We start from the raw sequence: 21,496 nt of genomic DNA on the forward strand, positions 1-21,496 counted from the left end.
ATGGCCGTAAACGAGTTGACGCTGCCGACATGGAATACCCTGAATGAAAAACGGCAGCGCTTTATTTTTCAACAGCTGACTCGCTATTTCTTAAGTCCATTGCTGACAGTTGACGCAATTCGTCCGGTGACCGCCACGTTTTACGGTCAGACACTTCACACTTTTGAAGCGATGATCGGTGGCGAATGGGTGCGGTTGGTTCCGGGGATGACGAATGTCAGTCTGGGATTCACCACGAATCATCAAGAAGAGTTGGCACCTTACCTGACGCAAAGCGATTTGACCCTGGCTGACATTCAACAGATGCTTTCGCCGGTTAGAAAAACCGATGTGCCTCCTATGTTGGTCGCAACAAGGGCAACGCCAGCCAATGAGGAGATTTTGGGACGGGTTAGTTTGACCACCCGAATTTTCAAGGGCAACCATATGGCATATGCGGCAATTCGCGCGCAGGTACTGGCGTTACTGGATCGCCATGGCAGCCTTGATCCATTTTCGCAAACCGGCTGGCCGGCTACTCTGACAAGCGGCAGCGTCAAATTGCGATTGGCCAGTGCGCATCATTATCAGGTTAGTATCATTAAATCGTGGCGTAAAGCTGATCTGAGCAAGTCGCTAAGCTATTTTGGCTTCCGTCTGCCGACTCAGGATCAATATGAATACCTGCAAAGTGGCGGTAATCCCAGCCTGTTTCCATTCGGCAATACGCTGCCGCTGGAAATGCCGCGGTATTTGCCTAACCGCTTTGGCCTGACCATTCCGGTTAAACGAACCGGTAGTGAGCTGATTGTCGAAGACTTGCAAAAAAGCACGGCGTTGACGGCTCAGCCGACAGCAAAAGAAGCGCTGGCACTGTCGCCGTTTTATCAGATGCCAGGAGAGGTCGATATGGCATCCGCCGTTTATCGCCGGGTTGCGACGATTACGGTGAATTAGATGCCCAACTATTATGCTGTGCAGATGGTTTTACTGGTCCGAAAACGCAGCAAGTTCAAGTTCTTACCGAAGTGAGTTGACCCGATTTTTCAAGAAAGCTATAATGAACAACCGTTAGGACATGCGTCGACCCCTGTGTGAGACAGAAACAACCGTATTAGCTGAGAACGGTTGCGCCAGGCTAAGATGTGCTCCCTGATATCAGTTGAACGAATATTAATGAAGTGGTAATGAGTCGCATCATTGCAACCAAGGTGGTACCGCGTGTAAGCGCCCTTGGCAGCAATGGTGCTTTTTGTGTTAACGGGTTTACTAGTCAGTCACATTAACGCGTTCACCAGCCCAGAAACCTGCGTGTAAGGACCTCGGTCGCAATGGCAAGGACCGCCATCACGCCCAAGGCCACGGCCACTTACACTCCGGTTTCTAAACGGGCTGGTTCACGCTCAGAGGAGGAAAAGTTATCGTGAAGAAGATGTCAAGTGGCGAGATTCGCCAAATGTTTCTGGATTTTTTTAAGAGTAAAGGTCATGCCGTTGAACCGAGTGCTTCGTTGATCCCGGTCGACGATCCGACTTTGTTATGGATCAATTCCGGTGTTGCGACGCTGAAGAAGTATTTTGATGGCTCAGTCGTACCGGACAATCCACGGATCACCAATGCCCAAAAATCGATTCGGACCAACGATATTGAAAATGTCGGGAAAACCGCGCGGCATTTAACCTTTTTTGAAATGCTAGGCAATTTTTCCGTTGGTGATTATTTCAAAAAAGAAGTGATTCCGTGGGCGTGGGAATTACTGACGAGTCCTAAATGGTTTGGATTTGATCCTAAGCGTCTGTATGTCACGGTTTATCCAAAAGATAAGGTAACCAAGGAATTATGGCGCAAGGTCGGCGTTCCTGACGATCACATCGTTGAAGCGGAAGATAATTTCTGGGACATTGGTGAAGGCCCATCCGGTCCCGATTCCGAAATTTTTTACGACCGCGGCCAATCATTCAACAATGTCGCTGAAGATGATCCGGAGAACTATCCCGGTGGTGAAAATTCGCGATATGTTGAAATCTGGAATATTGTCTTTTCAGAACTGAATCATTTACCGGACGGGCGCTTTGTCGAGCAACCACATAAAAATATTGATACCGGCATGGGGCTGGAACGTTTGGTTGCCGTGATTCAGGGAACGCCAACGATTTTTGAAACCGACCTGTTTATGCCGATTATCAAGGCAACCGAAAAGATGAGCGCCGGTAAGAAGTACGGTGCCAATGCGCAGGATGATGTTTCATTCAAAATCATCGCGGACCACGCGCGGACGGTGACATTTGCGATTGGCGATGGCGCCTTACCAAGCAACGAAGGTCGCGGTTACGTGTTGCGGCGACTGATCCGGCGGGCGGTTCTGAATGGTAAAAAGCTAGGCATCGATCACGATTTCCTGTATCAATTGGTACCGGTTGTTGGCGAAATCATGAAGAGCTATTACCCACAGATTCTGGCCAACCAACCATTTATCCAAAAGGTGATCAAATCCGAGGAAACGCGATTCCGTCAGACGTTGGATGCTGGCGTCAATCTGTTGAACCAGATCATTGCTGAATTAAAGAAAACCGGCAAGAAAGAGATTTCCGGCGCTGATGCCTTTAAGTTGTTCGACACGTATGGCTTCCCGGTTGAAATGACAAACGAGTATGCACAGGATGAAGGCTTGCAAGTCGATATGGCCGGCTTCAAAAAGAACATGGCCGCGCAACGTGATCGGGCCCGTAAAGCACGCGGCGATCGCCAGTCGATGGGCAGTCAGGATACTGTCTTAATGAACATTACAACCCCAAGTAAATTTACCGGCTGGACCGAATTGGATCATAAGCATGCGACCTTGCAGGACATTATCGTTGACGATCAGCTGCAAGATGATGTCAGTGAAGGCACGGCACAATTAATTTTTGATGAAACCCCGTTTTATGCGGAAATGGGCGGTCAGGTAGCCGATCACGGACAAATTAAGGCGCAAGACGGAACGGTATTGGCAGAAGTGACCGATGTCCAACACGCCCCCAATGGCCAGAATCTGCATACGGTGACGGTTAACGGTAAGTTGGAAAAAGGCCAAGCATACTGGCTGAGTGTTGATCAGCTGCGGCGGAAGAAAGTATCGCTTAACCATACGGCGACTCATTTGCTTGATCAGGCACTGCGCGACGTTTTGGGCGAGCACACTCACCAAGCAGGTTCATTAGTCGAACCGGACTACTTGCGATTTGATTTTACGAACTTTGGACAGGTAACGCCGAAACAACTCCGCAAAGTCGAAACGATTGTTAATCAGAAAATCTGGGATGCTTTGCCGATTACCTGGAAAGAGATGCCGATTGAAGAGGCCAAGAAACTTGGCGCGATTGCTATGTTTGGGGATAAATACGGCGATGTCGTGCGGATTGTGTCGATTGGCGATTATAACAAGGAATTTGACGGTGGCACGCACCCAACCAATACCAATGCATTAGGATTATTCAAGATCACCAGTGAATCCGGTATCGGTGCCGGTATTCGCCGGGTTGAAGCTGTGACATCTAAAGAAGCTTACGAATATCTGACGCAACAACAGGATTGGCTAAGAGAAACCGCAGATCATCTGAAAATTGATCAGGTGAAGAACGTACCAAGCAAGGTTGCCCAACTGCAGGCTGATCTTAAAACCGAGCAGAAAACAGTGGATGGGTTGCAGGCAAAACTTGCTGCCCAAGCTGCGGCTGGTATTTTTGATCATGCCGAAACGGTTGGCGACTTCAAGATCATTGCCAAACAGGTTCAGGTTGCCGGGATGAACGAGCTGCGACAATTGGCTGATGAATGGAAAACCAAAAACGCATCGGATGTACTCGTGCTGGGAACGGAAGCCAATGGCAAGGCAAACTTGCTGGTAGCTGCCAATGCAACCGCGAATAAAGCCGGCATCAAAGCAGGTGACCTGATCAAAGCCATCGCGCCAAAAGTTGGTGGTGGCGGTGGTGGCCGTCCGGATATGGCTCAAGCAGGCGGCAAGAATCCGGCTGGCATCGGGGCAGCCTTAAACGAAGCCAAGCAGGTTATTGGCCAACAAGCTTAGTAAACTGAAGCCGTTTTACTGGTAATCATGGTCAGCTTCAGTGCTGAATTGATCCTCTTGAATGCCATTTAAATAGTTGTACCGTGCGTCAGAATTCGCTAACAGTTATTTTGTTAGTCGAATCCTGACGCATTTTATTTTTGGCGTTATGAGCGCGATGATTCATGGTAGAATGAAGAAAACGATTCCATTGGGGGTGAGTAGCATGAGAGCGTTGCGGTTGGCCTTAACCGATTTCTTGGGGACGCGGGAGGTTTATCAAGTCGTCTGTCGCGATAACCTGGTTAACATAGATTATATTGTTGATCCGACAACGCTGGAAGGAGCGGCCGAGAATGAATTGACAGGAGCGGATGCTGCGGCGTTTATTGCCAAACTATCCGCGCTCGACTTCAATGCCTGGCGCAAACCGTCAGCTGAAAAGTCACCGATGCTGGCTGACACGCGCTGGGAATTGACGATCACTGACGATGGTGGTCAGAAGGATCGCTACGAAGGCGGTCAGCCACTTCCTGAAAATTTTGAAACCTTGCTTAGTTTATTGAAGTATGCCGTTACCGTTCCCGGCGGTCATTTTTTGCCAGCCACAGCATGGCAGTTGGATTATGTCCGCTTTGGCACCATCCAGTTGCCGAAGTTCGATGGACCGGGCCGCTTTTTAAATCGGCAATTACGTTATCGGCGAACGTACCTGATTGATGCGTTGAATAATCAAGTGGTTCTGAAAACTGCCTACGCCGAGCCGCTTTCCGATCATGATGTTGTCTATCATGACCCTGAGCTGGTAGCATCCTTAGCTAAAAAGGTGACCGATGCTGTGGCTGGTTTAGGCGATTTAACCGCCATCACTGTCGATCCTGCTCAGCGGCCGCGAGCGATTCTGGTATTGACGGTAAAGTATCCGCACGGCGAGCCAACGCAACTTCAAGTGAATGCTGAAACCGACTTGAAGATGAAGAAGTTATGGCAGACAGTCACTGCGGCCATTCAGAATTTTCGGCGGATCGGTGAACGACGTGATCTGCAGGAAGCTTATCAACTCGGTCCACAGTTGATGCATTACATTAAAGTCAACTTCCGGCAAGGGTCCAAGGATTATTTGTATAAAACCGATTTGCCTGGACTGCAGGAAGGCGACGTGGTCATCGTTCCGGTGGGAAATGAAGGGCGTACGCTGCATGGTGAGGTTGTCGATGCGCAGGTTATGCCGCCGATTCATTTTCCAGTGCATCCTGATAAGATTAAACAGGTGATCGGCTTGGCTGATTGGGATGACGAGGATGATGATTGGGTGTAACAGACGCTTTCATTGACTTTTTACTTACTTTTGCTCAGGAATTGTACATTTGCCTGGCTTTCAAGTAAAATGGTCTGTGAAGCGGATAGAATAGAGGTGTAAGAATGAGCACATTAGATCAAACCGTTCACTTTGATTTTCGAGATAACAATCCGAAAAATGTTCACGAAACGTTGGAAACTGTGTATAAGGCGCTTGAGGAAAAAGGCTATAACCCGATCAACCAGATAGTGGGGTATCTGATTTCTGGGGATCCAGCCTATATTCCTCGGTACAATGATGCGCGTAACCTGATCCGGAAACATGAGCGCGACGAGATCATTGAAGAGCTTGTTCGAAACTATCTTGGCAAGGAGCAAGTTTAATGCGCTTAATGGGGTTGGACGTCGGTTCTCGGACTGTCGGGGTAGCGATCAGTGATCCTTTAGGCTGGACGGCACAAGGTCTGGAGATTATTCGGATCAATGAAGATAAACAACAGTTTGGGATTACACGCCTCAAAGAGTTGGTCAAGCAATATGAGGTGACCGCCTTTGTTTTGGGTTTACCCAAAAATATGAACAATTCAATTGGACCACGCGCAGAAAAGTCACAGGCTTATGGTGATTTACTTAAAGAGACGTTTGGTTTGCCAGTTGACTTTATTGATGAGCGGCTTACAACCGTTGAGGCTTCGCGGATGCTGATTGAAGAAGCAGACGCCAGCCGTAAGCGGCAAAAGCAGGTTATCGATAAAGTGGCTGCCCAGATGATCCTGCAAAATTATCTGGATGCAAAAGGTCCCTTGACGAAGCAATAATCATGGCAGGTGGCCACACAGGTTCCGCCTGTTTAAGGAGGATGTTAACACCGCTCAAACATGTCGGACCATATGGAATCAAGTTGCACAACATGGACAGAATAATTAAGTGGAAGATGTCCGTGTGTTCAAACTGAGTTAACTGGCGAAATGTCTTGATAAGGGCCAAAGTATTACGGTATTGTGGTTCTTACCAAGCGCTAGTATTGGTTTGAACGTCTATCTCAAGCTTTCTCTCAAGTAGCCTTTAACCAGCTAATCGAGAGAAGGTACCGTTGAGAATCTGATGGCTGATGCAAAATCAAAGATTACGGGGTAGGCTATACCCTTAAAGTTCAGGAGGCGGTCACTGTCATGATGAATTATTTCAGAGTGGGAATACCGTTGTTGACGGGACTAAATGAAATGTAGGATGTCAATCAAGAAAGGAAATATATAAAACCTTTATTGGTGTCGAAGAGACATTCTTCCACGTTTTATATAGCAGAAGCAAGATGGCGAATAACGAACATGTAACGCCCGGCGATGACAATCAGCAGATTACGCTGATCGATGAAAAGGGCAATGAAGAGCTCTATCAGGTTTTATTCACGTTTGATTCCGAAGATTACGGCAAAAGCTACGTGCTTTTATACCCTGCCAGCGAAAGCGATAATCAGGAAGTTGAAATCCAGGCTTTCTCATTCACGCCGGATGCAAACGGGGATGCCAGCTCGGGAGATCTTTTTCCTATCGAAGACGATGAGGAATGGGATATGGTCGAAGAAGTCCTAAACACCTTCTTGGCCGATGACGATTCAAATCTACAAGATTAACCAAGTCATCCCCCTAGCAGGCCACCGGAATTGGTGGTCTGCTTTTTGTGTGAGCGCGAGCCGGCGCGGTTAGGAGCCGGAGTGTAAGTGGCCTTGGGCGTGATGGCGGTTTTTGCCATTGCGCCCGAGGCCCTTACACGCAGGCTCCTGCGCCGGGGAGCGCGTTATGGAGTGAGGACGTATGTTTTCGAGGTGGTCTTTGCCATTGCGACCAAGGTCCTTACATGCAGGCTCCTGCGCCAGGGAGCGCGTTATAGCAACCGAACACATTTCGAGCAGATAACTCCCAATTTTAGTCGCATTTACCCGCACCTGCTCGCGACCGGTTAACTATGGTAAAATACACCTTAAAAGAGTGGAGGCATTCGCGTCATGACTGAGGAGAAGCGCCGCTTTAAAGCCGTTATTGGCGGTAAAGCGTATACGATTATCGGACCCGGATCCGAGCAGCACTTTTTGACCGTGACGAAGCTGCTGAATGAACGGCTGGATCAGGTTAAAACGCTCGCACCGGATCTGACCGCCGAAGAGCAGGCGATTTTAGTTGCCTTCAATGCCGTTTCTGACCAGGTTAAACTGTTAGCAGCTCAACAGGATGACTCAGATCAGAAAGCGTAGTGGGGGAACAACTTGATTTCGATTACGATTATCTTAGCGTTAGTATTTTTTTATTATAGCGGAGCACGCCGCGGAGCAGCTTTACAATGGCTGCATGTTGGCGGTTATACCCTGAGTTTTTTGGCGGCCACTGCATTGGCGCAACCGCTCGGGGAACACTTTACCTTGTTAATTCCCTATCCATCGGCAACCGATGCCGGTCAATTTGCGTTTTATTCCGATAAGATCGGCTTAACGTTAGACACAGCGTTCTATCGTGGATTTGCGTTTCTATTGGTGCTGACAATCGGGTGGCTCATCACGCGGATTGTGGCTTTGTGGTTCCATGACTTGACTTATGCGGCAATGGCGCATCGGCACAGCGCGGTGATTGGCGGTTGTGCCAATCTGGTGATCGGGTATATTTTTTTGTTTCTCATTCTGGCGTTGCTGGCGTTGATTCCGATTGCCGGGATTCAACAGGGACTCGACCATTCAATCGTTGCCAAAGTCATGATTAAATATTCACCAGGGTTAACACAATTTGTGAATGCCCTTTGGTTGTGAACACAGTGACGCTCAAGGACGGAGAACCGATGTCTTTGGGCGCTTCGTGGTTATAGGAGCAGAATATGAATAAAAAGATTTTAAAAACACTTGAATACGACAAGATTCAGCAAGCACTGTTGCGTCAAGTCGTAACGGCGAAAGGACGACAGCTGGTTCAGGATATGGTGCCGTTAACGGATCCGGTGGCCGTACAACGGGCGCTCGATGAAACTGCTGATGGAGCCTCAGCATTGCGGCTCAAAGGCGGCATTCCGGTACCCCAGCTGGAAAATATTGATCCGGCATTAAAGCGCGTCGATATCGGGGCCGTTTTGAATGGCCAGGAGTTGGCCAGCATCAGTCGGGTACTGCAAACAGTGAGTGCCATCGATAAATTTTTGACCGACTTACAGGATCAAATTGACTTTCGGCAGTTATATACGTTGCAAGAGGAACTGACAGCACTGCCGCAATTATCTCGGCGTTTGAAGACTGCCGTTGATCCTGATGGCACTTTAACTGATGAAGCCAGTCCCGAGCTGCACGGGATTCGTGAGCAGATTAAACGCATTGAAAGCGATATTCGTAACAAAATGTCTGAATATACGCGTGGCGCCCAGTCGAAATATTTGAGTGATCCAATTGTAACGATTCGTGACGATCGCTATGTCATCCCGGTGAAAGCAGCGTATCGTGGTAAATTCGGTGGCGTTGTGCACGATCAAAGTGCCACGGGGCAAACCCTTTTTGTTGAACCACAGGCCATCGTCGCGTTGAATAACCGTCTCCGCGAGGCACAGATGGCAGAAACAGCTGAAGTAAATCGGGTGTTGGCTGAGCTATCAAATGAGTTGGCACCCTATACAGGGCAGATCAAGGCCAATGCAGCGGTTTTGGGCCATTTTGATTTGATTAACGCTAAAGCCAAGTTGGCCAAGAGCCAAAAGGCAACCGAACCGCTTGTTTCATCCGATAATGATGTCCTGTTGCGGCAGGCGCGTCATCCGCTAATTGACCCGCATCAGGTTGTCGGTAATGATATCCCACTGGGCGCAGATTATCAGGCAATGGTGATCACAGGCCCTAACACAGGTGGAAAAACGATCACCTTAAAAACGTTAGGATTGTTGCAGCTCATGGGGCAATCCGGTTTGTTTATTCCGGCTGACGATGAAAGCCGCATCGGCATTTTTGATGAGGTTTTTGCCGACATTGGCGATGAGCAGTCGATCGAACAGAATCTGTCTACTTTTTCTGCCCATATGGATAATATCGTGCACATTCTTAAACAGCTTTCCCGCAACAGTCTAGTGCTGTTTGATGAATTGGGAGCGGGCACGGATCCGCAGGAAGGGGCGGCGCTGGCGATTGCGATTTTGGATGCGGTCGGCGAAATTGGCACGTACGTGGTGGCCACGACGCATTATCCGGAACTGAAATTGTACGGCTACAACACGCCCAAAACTATCAACGCCTCGATGGAGTTTGACAGCAAAACGCTTCAGCCAACGTACCGCTTGCTGGTCGGCGTTCCCGGTCGATCAAACGCCTTCGATATTTCGATGCGATTAGGCCTACCGCAGCCGATTGTCGATCGGGCTAAGTCGATGATTAGCTCTGACAGTCACGAACTCAACAATATGATCAGCGATTTAGAAAGGCAACGTAAGGCAGCAGAAAATGCCCGGGCAGCTGCGCAGCGGCAACTGGCAGATGCCCAAGCGCTTCACGACGAATTGGCTGACGCGTACAAGACATTTACCACCGAACGGGATGCTCAGTTGCAACAGGCAAAAGAAAAAGCTAATGCAATGGTTGACAAGGCGCAGGTAAAAGCGGATAAAATTATTAAGCAGCTGCGGCAAATGCAGCTGACCAATCCGGGATCCGTCAAAGAAAATCAATTGATTGCGGCCAAAACCGCCTTGAAGCGTCTGCACCAAGACGAGCCACTGCAAAAAAATCGGGTGCTTCGGCGTGAACGGGAAAAACAGGCCTTGCATGTTGGCGATGAGGTGAAGGTTGCCAGTTATGACCAGACCGGCACTTTATTAGAACAATTCGACAAGGATCATTGGCAGGTTCAGATGGGTATTTTAAAAATGAAAGTGCCAACGTCAGAACTGGAAAAAGTCAAACCGACCAAACAGGCTTCCGCCCAACGGCCAGTGGTTAAAGTTAGTGGTGGTGGCATGAGCGGCCCGTCCACCACGCTGGATTTGCGCGGCGAACGCTATGAGCAGGCGATGGCCGATTTGGATCAATATATTGATGCAGCATTGTTGGCAGGCTATCCGTCGGTGACGATCATTCATGGTTTGGGCACCGGCGCGATTCGCAATGGCGTGACCCAGTACCTGAAGCGTAACCGGCAAGTGAAGAACTTTGGATTTTCCCCGCAGAATGCTGGCGGATCTGGGGCAACGATTGTTAATTTCAAGTAGCTGGTAGTATTTTACCAGTGAATGTGCTATTATTTAGTTACAAAAAGTAAGAGGAGGAATCCGTTCATGGTTCAAGCAGTTACAGATTCAAACTACAAGACGGAGACCGACACTGGCGTCACCCTAACCGATTTTTGGGCGACATGGTGCGGCCCTTGTCGTATGCAGAGCCCAGTGATCGAAAAGTTAGCCGAAAGCCGCGATGACGTTAAGTTCGTCAAGATGGATGTCGACGCCAACCCGGAGACACCAAAGTCATTTGGCATTATGGCGATCCCGACCCTTGTTATCAAGAAGGATGGCAAGGTTGTCGAGAAGCTGGTTGGCTATCAAACCAAAGATCAGCTCGATGCAACACTGAACAAGTACACCGCTTAATTGAAGCAAAAGGACCAACATTCTGGTCATAGGCAGCAGTCTGAATAAGGCTGTGGCCTTTTTTTAAAAGTGTCAAATAAGACGCGTAACTTTTTAGCACACAAGCAGGTTTGTGCGAAAGTTACGCGTCTTTTCTTTTTCATAACCAGATTGGTGAGACTCAAAAATTTGGGATTAAAGCAAATACCGTTCACTGTGGATATAAAAAACATGATAAAAAGACGAATCTTAATCCAAATCGAGGAAAATCAGTGGGATTTTTCAGATGTAATCGCTATATTAGGGTTATTTCATCGTGGTGGTTTAGCCTGGGAAACGACCTGTATTGAACACGCATAAACGCGTCCGACGTTGGTATAACAGGAACTTTGAGATGTTAAACAATTGTTTGGGTTGAAGCCCGGTAGTTAGTTGTCTGGTTCACATTACGAAACTGTTAGGTGATTGTTACGCTTTTCGTTGGCGAGGCGTTTTCTGTAAAACTATAATAGACGTGTAATTAAGAACGTGGGGTGACAAGATGTTCGCAAAATTAAAAGCAGTGTGGGAAAATCCCACATTTCGGTTCATCTTTTGGACCGTCACGTATTTCGTGATTCTGCTGGTTCTGGTTTATCTATACGGATACAGTGGCATCAATAACAGTAAATTCATCTATAACGAGTTCTAAAAAGGGGGAAAACCGAGATGATCGATAATGTCATCACAGCGATTGATCGGGTCGCCGCAGAGCATCCAACGCGCGTGGCTTATGATTATGAAGGTAAACAGTACACCTACGCGCAGTTAAAAGACGGCAGTGATCGCTTGGCCGGTTTCTTTGCGGAAACCTTGCCAGATGGTCAGCCGATCATTGTGTATGGCGGACAAACCTTTGATATGGTTGAGGTTTTCCTTGGGCTTTCAAAATCAGGGCATGCCTACATTCCGATCGATACGCACAGTCCGAATGAACGGATCACGCAGGTCCAGGATGTTGCCCATGCACCGGCCGTCATTGAAGTCGCACCGCTGCCGATTACGGTTCCAGACGTCCAGATTATTAAGGCACCGGAACTCCATGACGCTGAAAAGACGCATGAACCGATTCGTTCCTTGCAACATGCCGTCACCGGAGACGATAACTACTACATCATTTTCACGAGCGGCACAACCGGCAAACCAAAAGGCGTTCAGATCAGCCACGAGAATCTGTTGAGCTATGTTAATTGGAATATCTCCGATTTTGGCCTCCAGGAAGGCGTCGTTTCGATGTCCCAACCGCCGTATTCGTTTGACTTGAGTGTCATGGATCTGTATCCGACATTGGTACTTGGCGGCACGTTAAAGGCTTTGCCAAAAGAAGTTACCGACAATTTTAAAGACTTATTTGCAACGCTGCCACAGCTCGGTCTGAATGAATGGGTTTCAACCCCGTCATTTGTCGAAATTGCCTTACTAGATCCGAACTTTAAACAGGAAAATTATCCGAATCTGACGCATTTTCTATTCTGCGGTGAGGAACTTGTCAATAAGACCGCACAGGAGCTGATTACCCGCTTCCCGAAAGCAACGGTCTATAACACTTATGGTCCGACTGAAGCAACGGTTGCCGTGACCGGTATGGCGATCACGCAGGAAATTGTCGATCAATATCCGCGGTTGCCAATTGGGTATGCCAAGCCTGACACCGACATTTTCATTGTTGATGAGCAAGGCAATCAAGTGCCGCCTGATACGGAAGGCGAGTTAATGATTGTCGGGCCAAGTGTTTCTAAGGGTTATCTCAATAATCCGGATAAAACCGCGAAAGCTTTCTTCAAAGTTGGCAGTAAGCGGGGGTATCGTTCCGGTGACTTAGCAACGATGACGGCAGATGGCATGATCTTTTATCGTGGTCGTACCGATTTTCAAGTTAAATTGCACGGTTACCGCATTGAGCTGGAAGATGTTGACCATAACCTGAATCAGGTTTCGTACATCAAGCAGGCGTCAACGGTGCCGCGGTACGATAAGGATCATAAAGTAGCACAATTAATCGCTTTTGCGGTTGCCAAACCCAACGACTTCGATAGTGATATGAAGTTGACCCAGGCTGTTAAAGCCGAGTTAAGCAAGATGGTGATGGAATATATGATTCCGCAACGCATTATCTATCGGGATCAATTACCATTGACAGCGAACGGTAAGGTTGATCGCAAAGCACTGATTGCAGAGGTAAATCACTAATGCTGAATTTACAACCATATGAGAATCCACAGTATTTTCTCTATTTGATCATCGCCTTGCTGCCGGTCATCATCGGGATGTTTAAAGGCTTCAGGATGCATTGGTATGAAAGCATCTTTTCACTGGTGTTCCTGGTTCTGATTTTTGACGCTGACAAGTGGCCACAGGGTAAGGCACTGTTGGGCTATGTTGTCTTCAACCTGTTGCTGGTATATGCCTACTTCAAGTATCGCACGCGAGAAGGGTCGAAAAATTCGACCGCGGTGTTCTATCTCAGCGTTGCGCTAGGCATAGCCCAGTTAGCGGTTGTCAAGTTTACCCCGTTGTTCCAACATCACGGCTCGATTCTGGGTTTTCTGGGAATTAGTTATCTGACCTTCCGTGTCGTCGGAACGATCATGGAAATCCGGGATGGCTCGATCAAAGACCTGAATATGTGGAAGTTTGTCCAATTTCTATTGTTCTTCCCAACGATCTCAAGCGGCCCGATTGACCGTTATCGCCGCTTCGTCAAAGATTATGATCGGGTCCCTGATCCTGAACATTATGCCCAGCTAGTCACAAAAGCGATGCACTATCTGATGCTCGGGTTCCTTTACAAGTTCATTTTGGGTTACATCTTTGGAACGCTGTGGCTGCCTTCCGTCGAGCATATGGCGATGGCAAGCCGCGGTGGGGCATTCTTGGGACTCAGTTGGCCAGTTGTCGGCGTCATGTACGCTTATTCTGGGTATTTGTTCTTCGACTTTGCCGGTTACAGTTTGTTCGCAGTAGCCATTTCGTATCTGATGGGCATCGAGACGCCAATGAACTTCAACAAGCCATGGATGTCTTATAACATTAAGGACTTCTGGAATCGTTGGCACATGAGTCTGAGCTTCTGGTTCCGTGACTACATCTACATGCGGTTTGTGTTCTTCGTGATGAAGCATAAGTGGCTGAAATCACGGGTCTCGACAGCATTTGTCGGTTATCTGGTGTTATTCCTGATTATGGGTATCTGGCATGGTGAAACTTGGTATTACATCGTTTACGGGTTGTTCCACGCCATGCTCATCAATTTGACCGATGCCTGGCTGCGCTTTAAGAAGAAGCACAAAGACTTCTTCCCGCACAATAAGGCGACGCATTACTTTGCTATTTTCATGACAGCAAATGCAGTCTGCCTTTCGTTCTTGATTTTTTCCGGGTTCTTGGACACACTGTGGTTCCATTAAAAATGTTGTGGTAAATGGCCGGTCGCTCAATGACCGACTGGAGTTGAAAAGAAAGAGGTAGTTGATAATGGCAGACGAATCAATTAAAAATGGTGTTTTGGATATTTTGGCTGATTTAACCGGTTCTGACGATGTGAAAAAGGATTTGGATATGAACTTGTTTGAAACCGGGCTGTTGGATTCAATGGGGACCGTACAGCTGCTGTTGGAACTGCAAAGTCAATATGGTGTGAATGCACCGGTTTCGGAATTTGATCGTAAGGAATGGGATACCCCTAATAAAATCATTGCAAAGGTCGAACAAGCACAATGAAAAAACCGATCGGGAAGATCCTTTGGCGCGGACTTGGCCCGCTGCTGATCGCTGTGATCCTGGTCGCCGCCTTGATGCTCGTGCCATTTAAGTTTGGCAGCAGCAGCCAAGCGACGATCAGGCAGGCAGCCAGCTCAATGTCGGCCAACGTGCTTAAAGGCGAAAATATTAAAAATGAAGCCATGGCCGAGAATTATGTCCCGTTCATTGGGTCATCCGAATTGTCGCGGATGGATGCTTTTCATCCTTCCGTGTTGGCGCAAAAGTATCATCGCAGCTATCGTCCGTTTCTTATGGGAATGGCCGGAACTCAATCGCTGACGCATTTCTTATCGGTCAATGCCTTGACACATGTGAATGGAAAAAAGGCCGTGATGGTGCTGTCGCCGCAATGGTTTGTTCCTGGCGGCGTGCGGAAGGCGCAGTTTGACTTCTTCTTTTCACCGGCGCAACTGACAACTTTCCTGCTGCATGCGAATCCGAATTCAGAAGCGGATCGCTATGCAGCGCGCCGACTATTACAATTTCCTTCGACTAACTCGGATCGGATATCCAATGGTGCGTTGAAGAACATCGCTGCCGGACAGAAGCTGTCGGATGCCCAGTATTGGTATTTGAAGCAAGTTAAAAGTCCGATGGCTGATCATCAGGATGCTTTGTTCTCGCAGCTGTTTTTAAATAATAACCAGCCTAAGTTGAATAAAGCGGCCAAACAGTTGCCGGCTAAGTATGATGTTGACGACTTAGACGGTGTGGCGACACAGATAGGCATGAAGGAGACGACGAACAATCCTTTTGGACTCAAGAATGACTTTTATTCGAAAAGAGTTAAAAAGAATTTGCCTAAGCTGGAGGGGTCACAAGCGCACTGGAGTTATGTGAAATCGCCGGAATATTCTGATCTGCAACTGGTTTTGAATACCTTTGCGAAAAAGCACATGGAAGTTTTGTTTGTCATTCCGCCAATCAATGCCAAGTGGGCAGCGTATACCGGCTTGGATATGAACATGATCCAAGACACCGTGACGAAGTTGAATTATCAGCTGAAAACACAAGGCTTTAATCATGTCCTGGACTTAAGCCAAGATGGTGCGCAACCGTACTTCATGGAAGATACGATTCATATTGGCTGGCGCGGCTGGCTTAAAATGGATCAGACAGTTCGGCCGTTCCTTAAAACGAATAAGGCAACTGGCGTTCATTACAAACTTAACGACCAGTTTTACACGAAGAGTTGGCAACAGCGGTCAGCCAATGGCCTAGACTGAGGTTCTGAAAATAGCGATAGTTAATATTCGTGCCTGACAAAAAGCGGCCCCGAAGACGAATGGCGTCTTCGGGGTCGCTTTTGCATGATTGCGTCTAATTCAAGTTGTTCGGTCATCCCTTAAGTTGATGGTCGACCTGAAGGGGAGTTACTGATCATCGGGCGCCAGATCAATGAGATGATCGGCAGTAGGTTGCGAGTCTTGATTGTCCATGACAACGGTTAGGACAACGTTTTGGTCGCGCCGTTGAATCGCACTGCCGCCTTCAACGGCAAAGCCCAAGACCTGTTGCAATGATTGGGCTAAAAACCCGGCTTCAAGTTGAAAGTCTGGGTCATCGTATGTACGAATACGGGTTGCCACGACGTCTCCAGCCAGCAAATATTGGCGCTCCTGGCGCTTTTGTTTGAGCGGCGTTAATGTACCGAAACCAACCTGGGTAAAGAGTTGCGGTAAGGCGGTTTCATCGACTGGTAATTTGGTTGCCAAATCACGCCCTGACCAATAGAGAATATGGTGCTGTTCTTCACCCAGCATATTCGGCAACATTAGATCGCGCATTGCCGTTACCGCAAAGAATGAGACCGAGCCGGGAAGGTTCAGCAGGGTGGTATAATCAGATTTTGCCATGTTGTGCCTCCTGTTTCTATTCGTCTAGTATAGCCGAAAAATGGGTTTAAAAACATGCTTTTCTGAACGCTTGCTTTTTTTAAGATTTAAACTCACAATGAAGTTTCAGAGTTTTATCGCGACAGATAAGTATCAGGGGCCGTCACGTGTTTTCAGTCGGGGGTCACGCTAGATTTTTGCGATTTATTAACAGGCTAGCGTGGTAATCGATGTTAACCAACGGCGATACCTTAAATTGAAGTTTCAAAAGGAGGATGTTAACAGCACTCAAATATGTCGAATAGTATGGAATCAAGCGGTACAACATGGATAGAATAATTAAGTGGAAGCTGTCCGTGTGTTCAAACCAAGTTAATCTGCGAAATATATTGACAATAGCCTGAATCGGTACTGTATGATGGTTCTTACCAAAATTCCGCTAACTAACATTGGTTTGAACGTCTACTCTAAGCTTCCTCTCGAGTAGCGTTTAACCAGCCAATTGAGAGGAGGTGACAACTTTTGATTAAAACGCATAAGATCAAGCTCTATCCCAATGCAACCATGCGGCGTGAACTGGAGCGATTGTTTAGCTATCGCCGGTTTTGCTGGAATCAGGCCCTCGAAACTTGGAATGGCATGTACGATGCATCCCTAGTAATGGCGGATAAAACGTTGCGGCCTAATGAACGCAAAGTGCGCGATGAGCTGGTTTGGAACAAAGCCGATTGGCAGTATGAACAGTCAGCCCGAGTTTTGCAGCTCGCGGTAAACGATTTAAGTAAGGCTTGGAAGAACTACTTCAATCCGAAGATGCCAGATCACGATAAACCCAACTGGAAATCTAAGAAACGATCCCGCAAAACGTTCAAAACGGATCGCGCGCGACTTGTGAAAGGCAAGTTACGTTTAGATAAACCTCATGGTGCTGGTGCCTGGTATGACATCAAACTAGCTGAGCAACCGCGTTGGCAAGGAGAACTGAAACAGGTTTGTGTCGTTCAAGACGCTGACGGTTACTATGCCTCCTTTTCAATTGAGGTTCAAACTTCTGTTGAAAAGCGGCCGGTTCTAACGGTCACTGGGGTTGATGCCAACATCGGCAAGTTTGACTATCAAACGTCAACTGGCTATGCCACTCAACCCACCTTGCCTGAACGTCTGCCAGTGCTTTACACTCGTATTGCTCATTATCAGCGCCAATTAGCCCGCAAACGGAAAGTAAGTCCCAAGCATTTTAACTCCAAGGCTTATCGCACAACGAGAACCAAGTTGAAGCGTCAATACCAACGAGTTGAGCGGATTCAAACGGATTTACTGCAAAAGTTTACGACTATGCTCGTCACTGATTATGACTTAATTGGGATTGAGAACTTAGACAATCAACACATGCGCATGAATAAACGTCTCGCGAAGAACCTGCATCGGTCATTGTTTGGTAAGTTTAAAATGATCATGCAATACAAGGCCGACTGGTATGGGAATACGTTAGTGTTAGCGGATCGGTTTTACCCTAGTACTCAACGCTGTTCCCGCTGCGGTTATGTGAAAACGGCTGATGAACGGGTCACGCTAAGCGGCAACTTGAAACATCGTACGGGTCACGATGATTATCATTGTTACCAGTGTGGGGTGAGGTTGGGGCGCGACGAAAATGCTGTTGAGAATCTGATAGCTTATGCGAAATCAAAGGTTACGGGGTAGGCTATACCCTTAAAGTTCAGGAGACGGTCACTGTCATGATGAATTATTTCAGAGTGGGAATACCGTTGTTGACGGGACTAAATGAAATGTAGGATTGTCAATCAAGAAAGGAAATATATAAAACCTTTATTGGTGTCAAAGAGACATCCTTCCACAGTTTATATAGCAGATTCATCATGATGAACAAGCAACCAATCGGATTTATTGACTCAGGTGTCGGCGGCTTGACCGTTGTGAAAGAAGCCTTGCATCAGTTACCGGCCGAAAATACGGTTTATTTAGGTGACCAAGCGCGTCTGCCATATGGACCGCGACCCGCCGAACAGGTTCAGGCATTTACTTGGCAGATGGTTAATTTTCTACTCACCAAGCATATTAAAATGCTGGTCATTGCGTGCAACACGGCGACAGCGGCGGCTTTACCGTTGATTAAAGCCAAGCTATCGATCCCGGTGATCGGCGTCATCAAGCCGGGCAGTCGTGCGGCCTTAAAAGCAACGCGCACCGGCCATATCGGCATTATCGCGACAGAAGGAACGGTTAAAAGTGGTGCCTATACCCAGGCTTTGCGGACGAAAGCGCCGGACATTCGGCTAACCAGTCTGGCCGCGCCCAAGTTTGTGTCACTGGTAGAAAGTAACGAGGCGCATTCGCCAATCGCCAAGCGGGTGGTGGCGGATACTTTGCAGCCGCTGTTGCACACCGACATTGATACGCTGGTGTTAGGGTGCACCCATTACCCGATTTTACGGCCGATTATTCAAAACGTGATGGGCAGCGGCGTCACTTTAATTGACTCAGGCGCAGAAACCGTTAATGATGTTTCGATGCTGCTTGATTATTTTGATTTGGCCAATGACAGCCATGAAACGCCCACGCACGATTATTATACGACAGGCGCCCCTTCCATGTTTGATCAGTTAGGTGAAGCATGGCTTGAATTGAAGGCTCCCATGCACGCCCAGCATGTTAATATTGAATCAGAGCCGACCCACTTTGTTGACGCGGCAGATATGCCAACTGGTAAAACCATCGTGGTTGCCAGCAAAAATCCCGGTAAAGTAAAAGAATTTAAGGCGATGTTTGAGCCTGCTGGCGTCACGGTTAAAAGCCTGGCTGATTTTCCCAGCGTCCCGACTGTCGACGAGACTGGCACGACTTTTGAAGAAAATGCGCGGCAAAAAGCCGACCAGTACGCAAAAGATCTCCAGCTACCGGTGATTGCCGATGATTCGGGTTTAATGGTTGATGCGCTGGATGGTCAACCGGGCATTCGTTCAGCCCGTTATGCTGGCGATGGGCATAACGATGCGGCGAACAATGCCAAACTTTTGGCCAATTTAGCCGATGTTCCTGACGATGCGCGAACCGCCACGTTCCATACAACCTTGGTGCTGGCAAAACCGGATCATCCGGAAGCCGATCTGGTGGTTCATGGTGATCTTTCTGGACAAATCACGGCCATCCCGCGCGGAACTGACGGCTTTGGCTACGATCCATTTTTCTTGGTGCCGTCACTAGGTAAAACACTGGCAGAGCTGACTGCCGAAGAAAAAAATCAGATTAGTCATCGCGGTAATGCCATGCGGTCACTGGAAAAGGTTTGGCAGGCATGGTTGGAGGAAGAGATATGAAAATTCTGGCAGTAAGCGACACGCACGGCGATCGTGAAGTTCTTGCGACAATCTTGAAACAGCAGCCGGATCTGGATGGTTATTTCTATGCTGGCGATTCGGAGTTACCTGCAGATGATTCGCTTTTTCAAACGTATCATGCGGTTGAGGGGAACATGGACTTTGATCCTAATTTTCCCATGAGTGTGACAACGACGGTTAAAGGTATCACGATTTTTATGACGCACGGCCATCGGTTTGGGGTGAACTTTGGGCTGGACAAGCTCATGGCTGCTGGCGAAGCGGCTCACGCCCAGCTGGTGATTTTCGGGCATACCCATCAACTTGGCGTGGAAGAGCGCGCCGGTATGGTGATTTTGAATCCGGGCTCGATTAGTCAGCCCCGCGGTCAGTTCGCCAATTTAGGCGGTACTTACGCCACAGTTTCCTGGACAGAGGACAAAGTGCACGTTGATTTTTTGAAGCGGGACGGCAGCATCGTTGCGCCATTAAGCCGCGACTTTTTGCAGGCATGATCGGCATGTTTGAGATAATTAAAAATCGGTTCTAGCGGCAATTGCTAGAGCCGATTTTTTTTGAAGAATCAGATCGTTGTTACATAAAGAGTTGTTTGTAGGTGAAAACCGCGAGAATGGCCGCGACGATTGGCGCAATTACAGGCACCCAGGCATATCCCCAGTCGGAACTGCCTTTGTGTTTTAATGGCAAAAGCGCGTGCAGAATTCGTGGGCCGAGATCACGAGCCGGGTTTAATGCCGGTCCGGTTGGGCCACCCAGTGATGCCACTAATGTCGCCACAAGGAAACCTAAGCCCATGTGTGCCGTTCCAAGATTATCTTGGAAGAATGGTGCTTTGGTGATACCAAGGGCGCCGATGAAAAGAATATACGAACCAATAAATTCGTTGACGAAACCGTTTAGTTTGCTCTTCGTCGCACTGATCGTACTAAATGTCCCAAGAATGTGTTGGGTATTGGTCGTGAGATCGTAATGCGGTTTGTAAGCCGCAACGACGAACAACTGTCCAACCATGGCCCCCGCCATCTGGACCACAATATACGGCAACACTTCAGACCACGGGAACATGCCAGAGGCAGCTAAACCTAACGTAAACGCAGGATTAATGTGGTTGCCGGAAATGGCGCCAAACATCATGGCAGGAATCATGACTCCGGCGCCGTAGCCGACCGCAATCAGCAGCCAGTCCGAGCCATTTCCTTTGGTACCCTTCAAATCGACGTTGGCAACGGAGCCATTTCCTAACAAAACCATAATGGCAGTGCCAATAAATTCGGCGGCCAAACGCACGCCTAGATCATATGTCATTTTTACCCCTCCAAATGATTCATTCATTGCTAGCATGTGCATGGTGCTTACTTTGATTTGCTTTGTTGCTTGGATAAAGTGTTCTTCCGGCTTCTAAGCGGGCTGGCTCACGCTCACCAAAAAGTTGTCGTATTTCTTATGAATAACGACGATCGAAATTCCTTGATGTCATTCATGGTAAAATAACCATATGGTGTTTCCGCCTTTTGACGGATGGCACCGGCATGGATAAGCGGTAAACTGAAGCAATAAAGTTAACTAATCTAACTTTTTGACTAACGTACTTAAAC

20 protein-coding genes are annotated in these 21,496 nt (G+C 47.9%); 18 read left to right on the top strand and 2 right to left on the bottom strand.

Features of this window, described 5'->3' with window-relative positions; translation table 11 throughout:
• The 15 genes from LACZS1_RS03600 (at nucleotide 1) to dltD (ending at nucleotide 15,933) form a co-directional block, all read left to right on the top strand.
• Nucleotides 1–936: a hypothetical protein gene (locus tag LACZS1_RS03600; RefSeq protein ID WP_070650566.1), complete on the top strand. Its 936-nt coding sequence runs from the start codon at nucleotides 1–3 to the stop codon at nucleotides 934–936.
• Between the two features lie 466 nt (nucleotides 937–1,402).
• Nucleotides 1,403–4,048 carry an alanine--tRNA ligase gene (alaS, locus tag LACZS1_RS03605; protein ID WP_070650567.1) on the top strand — a complete coding sequence of 882 codons (2,646 nt, stop codon included), beginning with the start codon at nucleotides 1,403–1,405 and terminating at the stop codon, nucleotides 4,046–4,048.
• Between the two features lie 205 nt (nucleotides 4,049–4,253).
• A complete protein-coding gene (locus LACZS1_RS03610) occupies nucleotides 4,254–5,345 on the top strand; it encodes a hypothetical protein (protein ID WP_093997930.1) in 1,092 nt (363 codons plus the stop codon).
• 104 nt (nucleotides 5,346–5,449) lie between these two features.
• Nucleotides 5,450–5,710: an IreB family regulatory phosphoprotein gene (locus tag LACZS1_RS03615; protein WP_070650569.1), complete on the top strand. Its 261-nt coding sequence runs from the start codon at nucleotides 5,450–5,452 to the stop codon at nucleotides 5,708–5,710.
• Nucleotides 5,710–6,144, top strand: coding sequence for a Holliday junction resolvase RuvX (ruvX, locus tag LACZS1_RS03620; RefSeq protein WP_025012321.1), 435 nt, complete (start codon nucleotides 5,710–5,712; stop codon nucleotides 6,142–6,144). Before LACZS1_RS03615 ends, ruvX begins: the two co-directional genes overlap by 1 nt.
• 494 nt (nucleotides 6,145–6,638) lie before the next feature.
• Nucleotides 6,639–6,959: a DUF1292 domain-containing protein gene (locus LACZS1_RS03625; protein WP_010493750.1), complete on the top strand. Its 321-nt coding sequence runs from the start codon at nucleotides 6,639–6,641 to the stop codon at nucleotides 6,957–6,959.
• 372 nt (nucleotides 6,960–7,331) lie between these two features.
• Nucleotides 7,332–7,577, top strand: coding sequence for a cell division protein ZapA (locus LACZS1_RS03630; protein WP_010493752.1), 246 nt, complete (start codon nucleotides 7,332–7,334; stop codon nucleotides 7,575–7,577).
• 12 nt (nucleotides 7,578–7,589) lie between these two features.
• A complete protein-coding gene (locus LACZS1_RS03635; RefSeq protein ID WP_010493754.1) occupies nucleotides 7,590–8,123 on the top strand; it encodes a CvpA family protein in 534 nt (177 codons plus the stop codon).
• 65 nt (nucleotides 8,124–8,188) lie between these two features.
• Nucleotides 8,189–10,549, top strand: a complete 2,361-nt coding sequence (locus tag LACZS1_RS03640; protein ID WP_070650571.1) for an endonuclease MutS2 — start codon at nucleotides 8,189–8,191, stop codon at nucleotides 10,547–10,549.
• Between the two features lie 66 nt (nucleotides 10,550–10,615).
• Nucleotides 10,616–10,927: a thioredoxin gene (gene trxA / locus LACZS1_RS03645; protein ID WP_010493758.1), complete on the top strand. Its 312-nt coding sequence runs from the start codon at nucleotides 10,616–10,618 to the stop codon at nucleotides 10,925–10,927.
• 520 nt (nucleotides 10,928–11,447) lie between these two features.
• Nucleotides 11,448–11,597, top strand: a complete 150-nt coding sequence (locus tag LACZS1_RS03650; protein WP_005714493.1) for a teichoic acid D-Ala incorporation-associated protein DltX — start codon at nucleotides 11,448–11,450, stop codon at nucleotides 11,595–11,597.
• A gap of 17 nt (nucleotides 11,598–11,614) precedes the next feature.
• Nucleotides 11,615–13,135 (top strand): D-alanine--poly(phosphoribitol) ligase subunit DltA, encoded by a 1,521-nt coding sequence (dltA, locus tag LACZS1_RS03655; protein ID WP_070650572.1) that lies wholly within the window; start codon nucleotides 11,615–11,617, stop codon nucleotides 13,133–13,135.
• The gene (gene dltB / locus LACZS1_RS03660) at nucleotides 13,135–14,352 is read left to right on the top strand and encodes a D-alanyl-lipoteichoic acid biosynthesis protein DltB (protein WP_070650573.1); all 1,218 of its coding nucleotides are present in this window, start codon (nucleotides 13,135–13,137) and stop codon (nucleotides 14,350–14,352) included. The genes dltA and dltB overlap by 1 nt, the downstream gene beginning before the upstream one ends.
• 67 nt (nucleotides 14,353–14,419) lie before the next feature.
• The gene (gene dltC, locus LACZS1_RS03665; RefSeq protein WP_010493765.1) at nucleotides 14,420–14,665 is read left to right on the top strand and encodes a D-alanine--poly(phosphoribitol) ligase subunit 2; all 246 of its coding nucleotides are present in this window, start codon (nucleotides 14,420–14,422) and stop codon (nucleotides 14,663–14,665) included.
• Entirely contained in the window at nucleotides 14,662–15,933 is a 1,272-nt protein-coding gene (gene dltD, locus LACZS1_RS03670) for a D-alanyl-lipoteichoic acid biosynthesis protein DltD (protein ID WP_010493767.1), read from the top strand. Before dltC ends, dltD begins: the two co-directional genes overlap by 4 nt.
• Nucleotides 15,934–16,080: 147 nt before the next feature.
• Here dltD and LACZS1_RS03675 read toward each other — a convergent pair whose 3' ends face one another.
• Entirely contained in the window at nucleotides 16,081–16,563 is a 483-nt protein-coding gene (locus LACZS1_RS03675; protein WP_010493769.1) for a DUF2507 domain-containing protein, read from the bottom strand.
• 501 nt (nucleotides 16,564–17,064) lie between these two features.
• On the opposite strand from LACZS1_RS03675, the gene LACZS1_RS03680 reads away from it, so the two are divergent.
• The 3 genes from LACZS1_RS03680 (at nucleotide 17,065) to LACZS1_RS03690 (ending at nucleotide 20,395) form a co-directional block, all read left to right on the top strand.
• The gene (locus LACZS1_RS03680) at nucleotides 17,065–18,246 is read left to right on the top strand and encodes an RNA-guided endonuclease InsQ/TnpB family protein (RefSeq protein ID WP_093997929.1); all 1,182 of its coding nucleotides are present in this window, start codon (nucleotides 17,065–17,067) and stop codon (nucleotides 18,244–18,246) included.
• Nucleotides 18,247–18,425: 179 nt separating this feature from the next.
• Complete coding sequence (gene racE, locus LACZS1_RS03685; RefSeq protein ID WP_093997933.1) at nucleotides 18,426–19,880, top strand: glutamate racemase; 1,455 nt, start codon at nucleotides 18,426–18,428, stop codon at nucleotides 19,878–19,880.
• The gene (locus LACZS1_RS03690; RefSeq protein ID WP_070650574.1) at nucleotides 19,877–20,395 is read left to right on the top strand and encodes a metallophosphoesterase; all 519 of its coding nucleotides are present in this window, start codon (nucleotides 19,877–19,879) and stop codon (nucleotides 20,393–20,395) included. Before racE ends, LACZS1_RS03690 begins: the two co-directional genes overlap by 4 nt.
• A 79-nt stretch (nucleotides 20,396–20,474) precedes the next feature.
• Here LACZS1_RS03690 and LACZS1_RS03695 read toward each other — a convergent pair whose 3' ends face one another.
• A complete protein-coding gene (locus tag LACZS1_RS03695) occupies nucleotides 20,475–21,206 on the bottom strand; it encodes an MIP/aquaporin family protein (protein ID WP_010493778.1) in 732 nt (243 codons plus the stop codon).
• Nucleotides 21,207–21,496: the final 290 nt, after the last annotated feature.

It is taken from the genome of Lacticaseibacillus zeae subsp. silagei, from assembly GCF_030770335.1.
GTDB classification, from domain to species: domain Bacteria; phylum Bacillota; class Bacilli; order Lactobacillales; family Lactobacillaceae; genus Lacticaseibacillus; species Lacticaseibacillus zeae.

Coding starts and splice junctions, on each gene's coding strand:
- dltB (WP_070650573.1), top strand. CDS start 13,135: ATGCTGAATTTACAACCATATGAGAATCCACAGTATTTTCTCTATTTG.
- LACZS1_RS03690 (WP_070650574.1), top strand. CDS start 19,877: ATGAAAATTCTGGCAGTAAGCGACACGCACGGCGATCGTGAAGTTCTT.
- LACZS1_RS03610 (WP_093997930.1), top strand. CDS start 4,254: ATGAGAGCGTTGCGGTTGGCCTTAACCGATTTCTTGGGGACGCGGGAG.
- LACZS1_RS03625 (WP_010493750.1), top strand. CDS start 6,639: ATGGCGAATAACGAACATGTAACGCCCGGCGATGACAATCAGCAGATT.
- racE (WP_093997933.1), top strand. CDS start 18,426: ATGAACAAGCAACCAATCGGATTTATTGACTCAGGTGTCGGCGGCTTG.
- LACZS1_RS03640 (WP_070650571.1), top strand. CDS start 8,189: ATGAATAAAAAGATTTTAAAAACACTTGAATACGACAAGATTCAGCAA.
- LACZS1_RS03695 (WP_010493778.1), bottom strand. CDS start 21,206: ATGACATATGATCTAGGCGTGCGTTTGGCCGCCGAATTTATTGGCACT.
- LACZS1_RS03615 (WP_070650569.1), top strand. CDS start 5,450: ATGAGCACATTAGATCAAACCGTTCACTTTGATTTTCGAGATAACAAT.
- dltD (WP_010493767.1), top strand. CDS start 14,662: ATGAAAAAACCGATCGGGAAGATCCTTTGGCGCGGACTTGGCCCGCTG.
- LACZS1_RS03675 (WP_010493769.1), bottom strand. CDS start 16,563: ATGGCAAAATCTGATTATACCACCCTGCTGAACCTTCCCGGCTCGGTC.
- LACZS1_RS03630 (WP_010493752.1), top strand. CDS start 7,332: ATGACTGAGGAGAAGCGCCGCTTTAAAGCCGTTATTGGCGGTAAAGCG.
- ruvX (WP_025012321.1), top strand. CDS start 5,710: ATGCGCTTAATGGGGTTGGACGTCGGTTCTCGGACTGTCGGGGTAGCG.
- trxA (WP_010493758.1), top strand. CDS start 10,616: ATGGTTCAAGCAGTTACAGATTCAAACTACAAGACGGAGACCGACACT.
- dltC (WP_010493765.1), top strand. CDS start 14,420: ATGGCAGACGAATCAATTAAAAATGGTGTTTTGGATATTTTGGCTGAT.
- dltA (WP_070650572.1), top strand. CDS start 11,615: ATGATCGATAATGTCATCACAGCGATTGATCGGGTCGCCGCAGAGCAT.
- LACZS1_RS03650 (WP_005714493.1), top strand. CDS start 11,448: ATGTTCGCAAAATTAAAAGCAGTGTGGGAAAATCCCACATTTCGGTTC.
- LACZS1_RS03600 (WP_070650566.1), top strand. CDS start 1: ATGGCCGTAAACGAGTTGACGCTGCCGACATGGAATACCCTGAATGAA.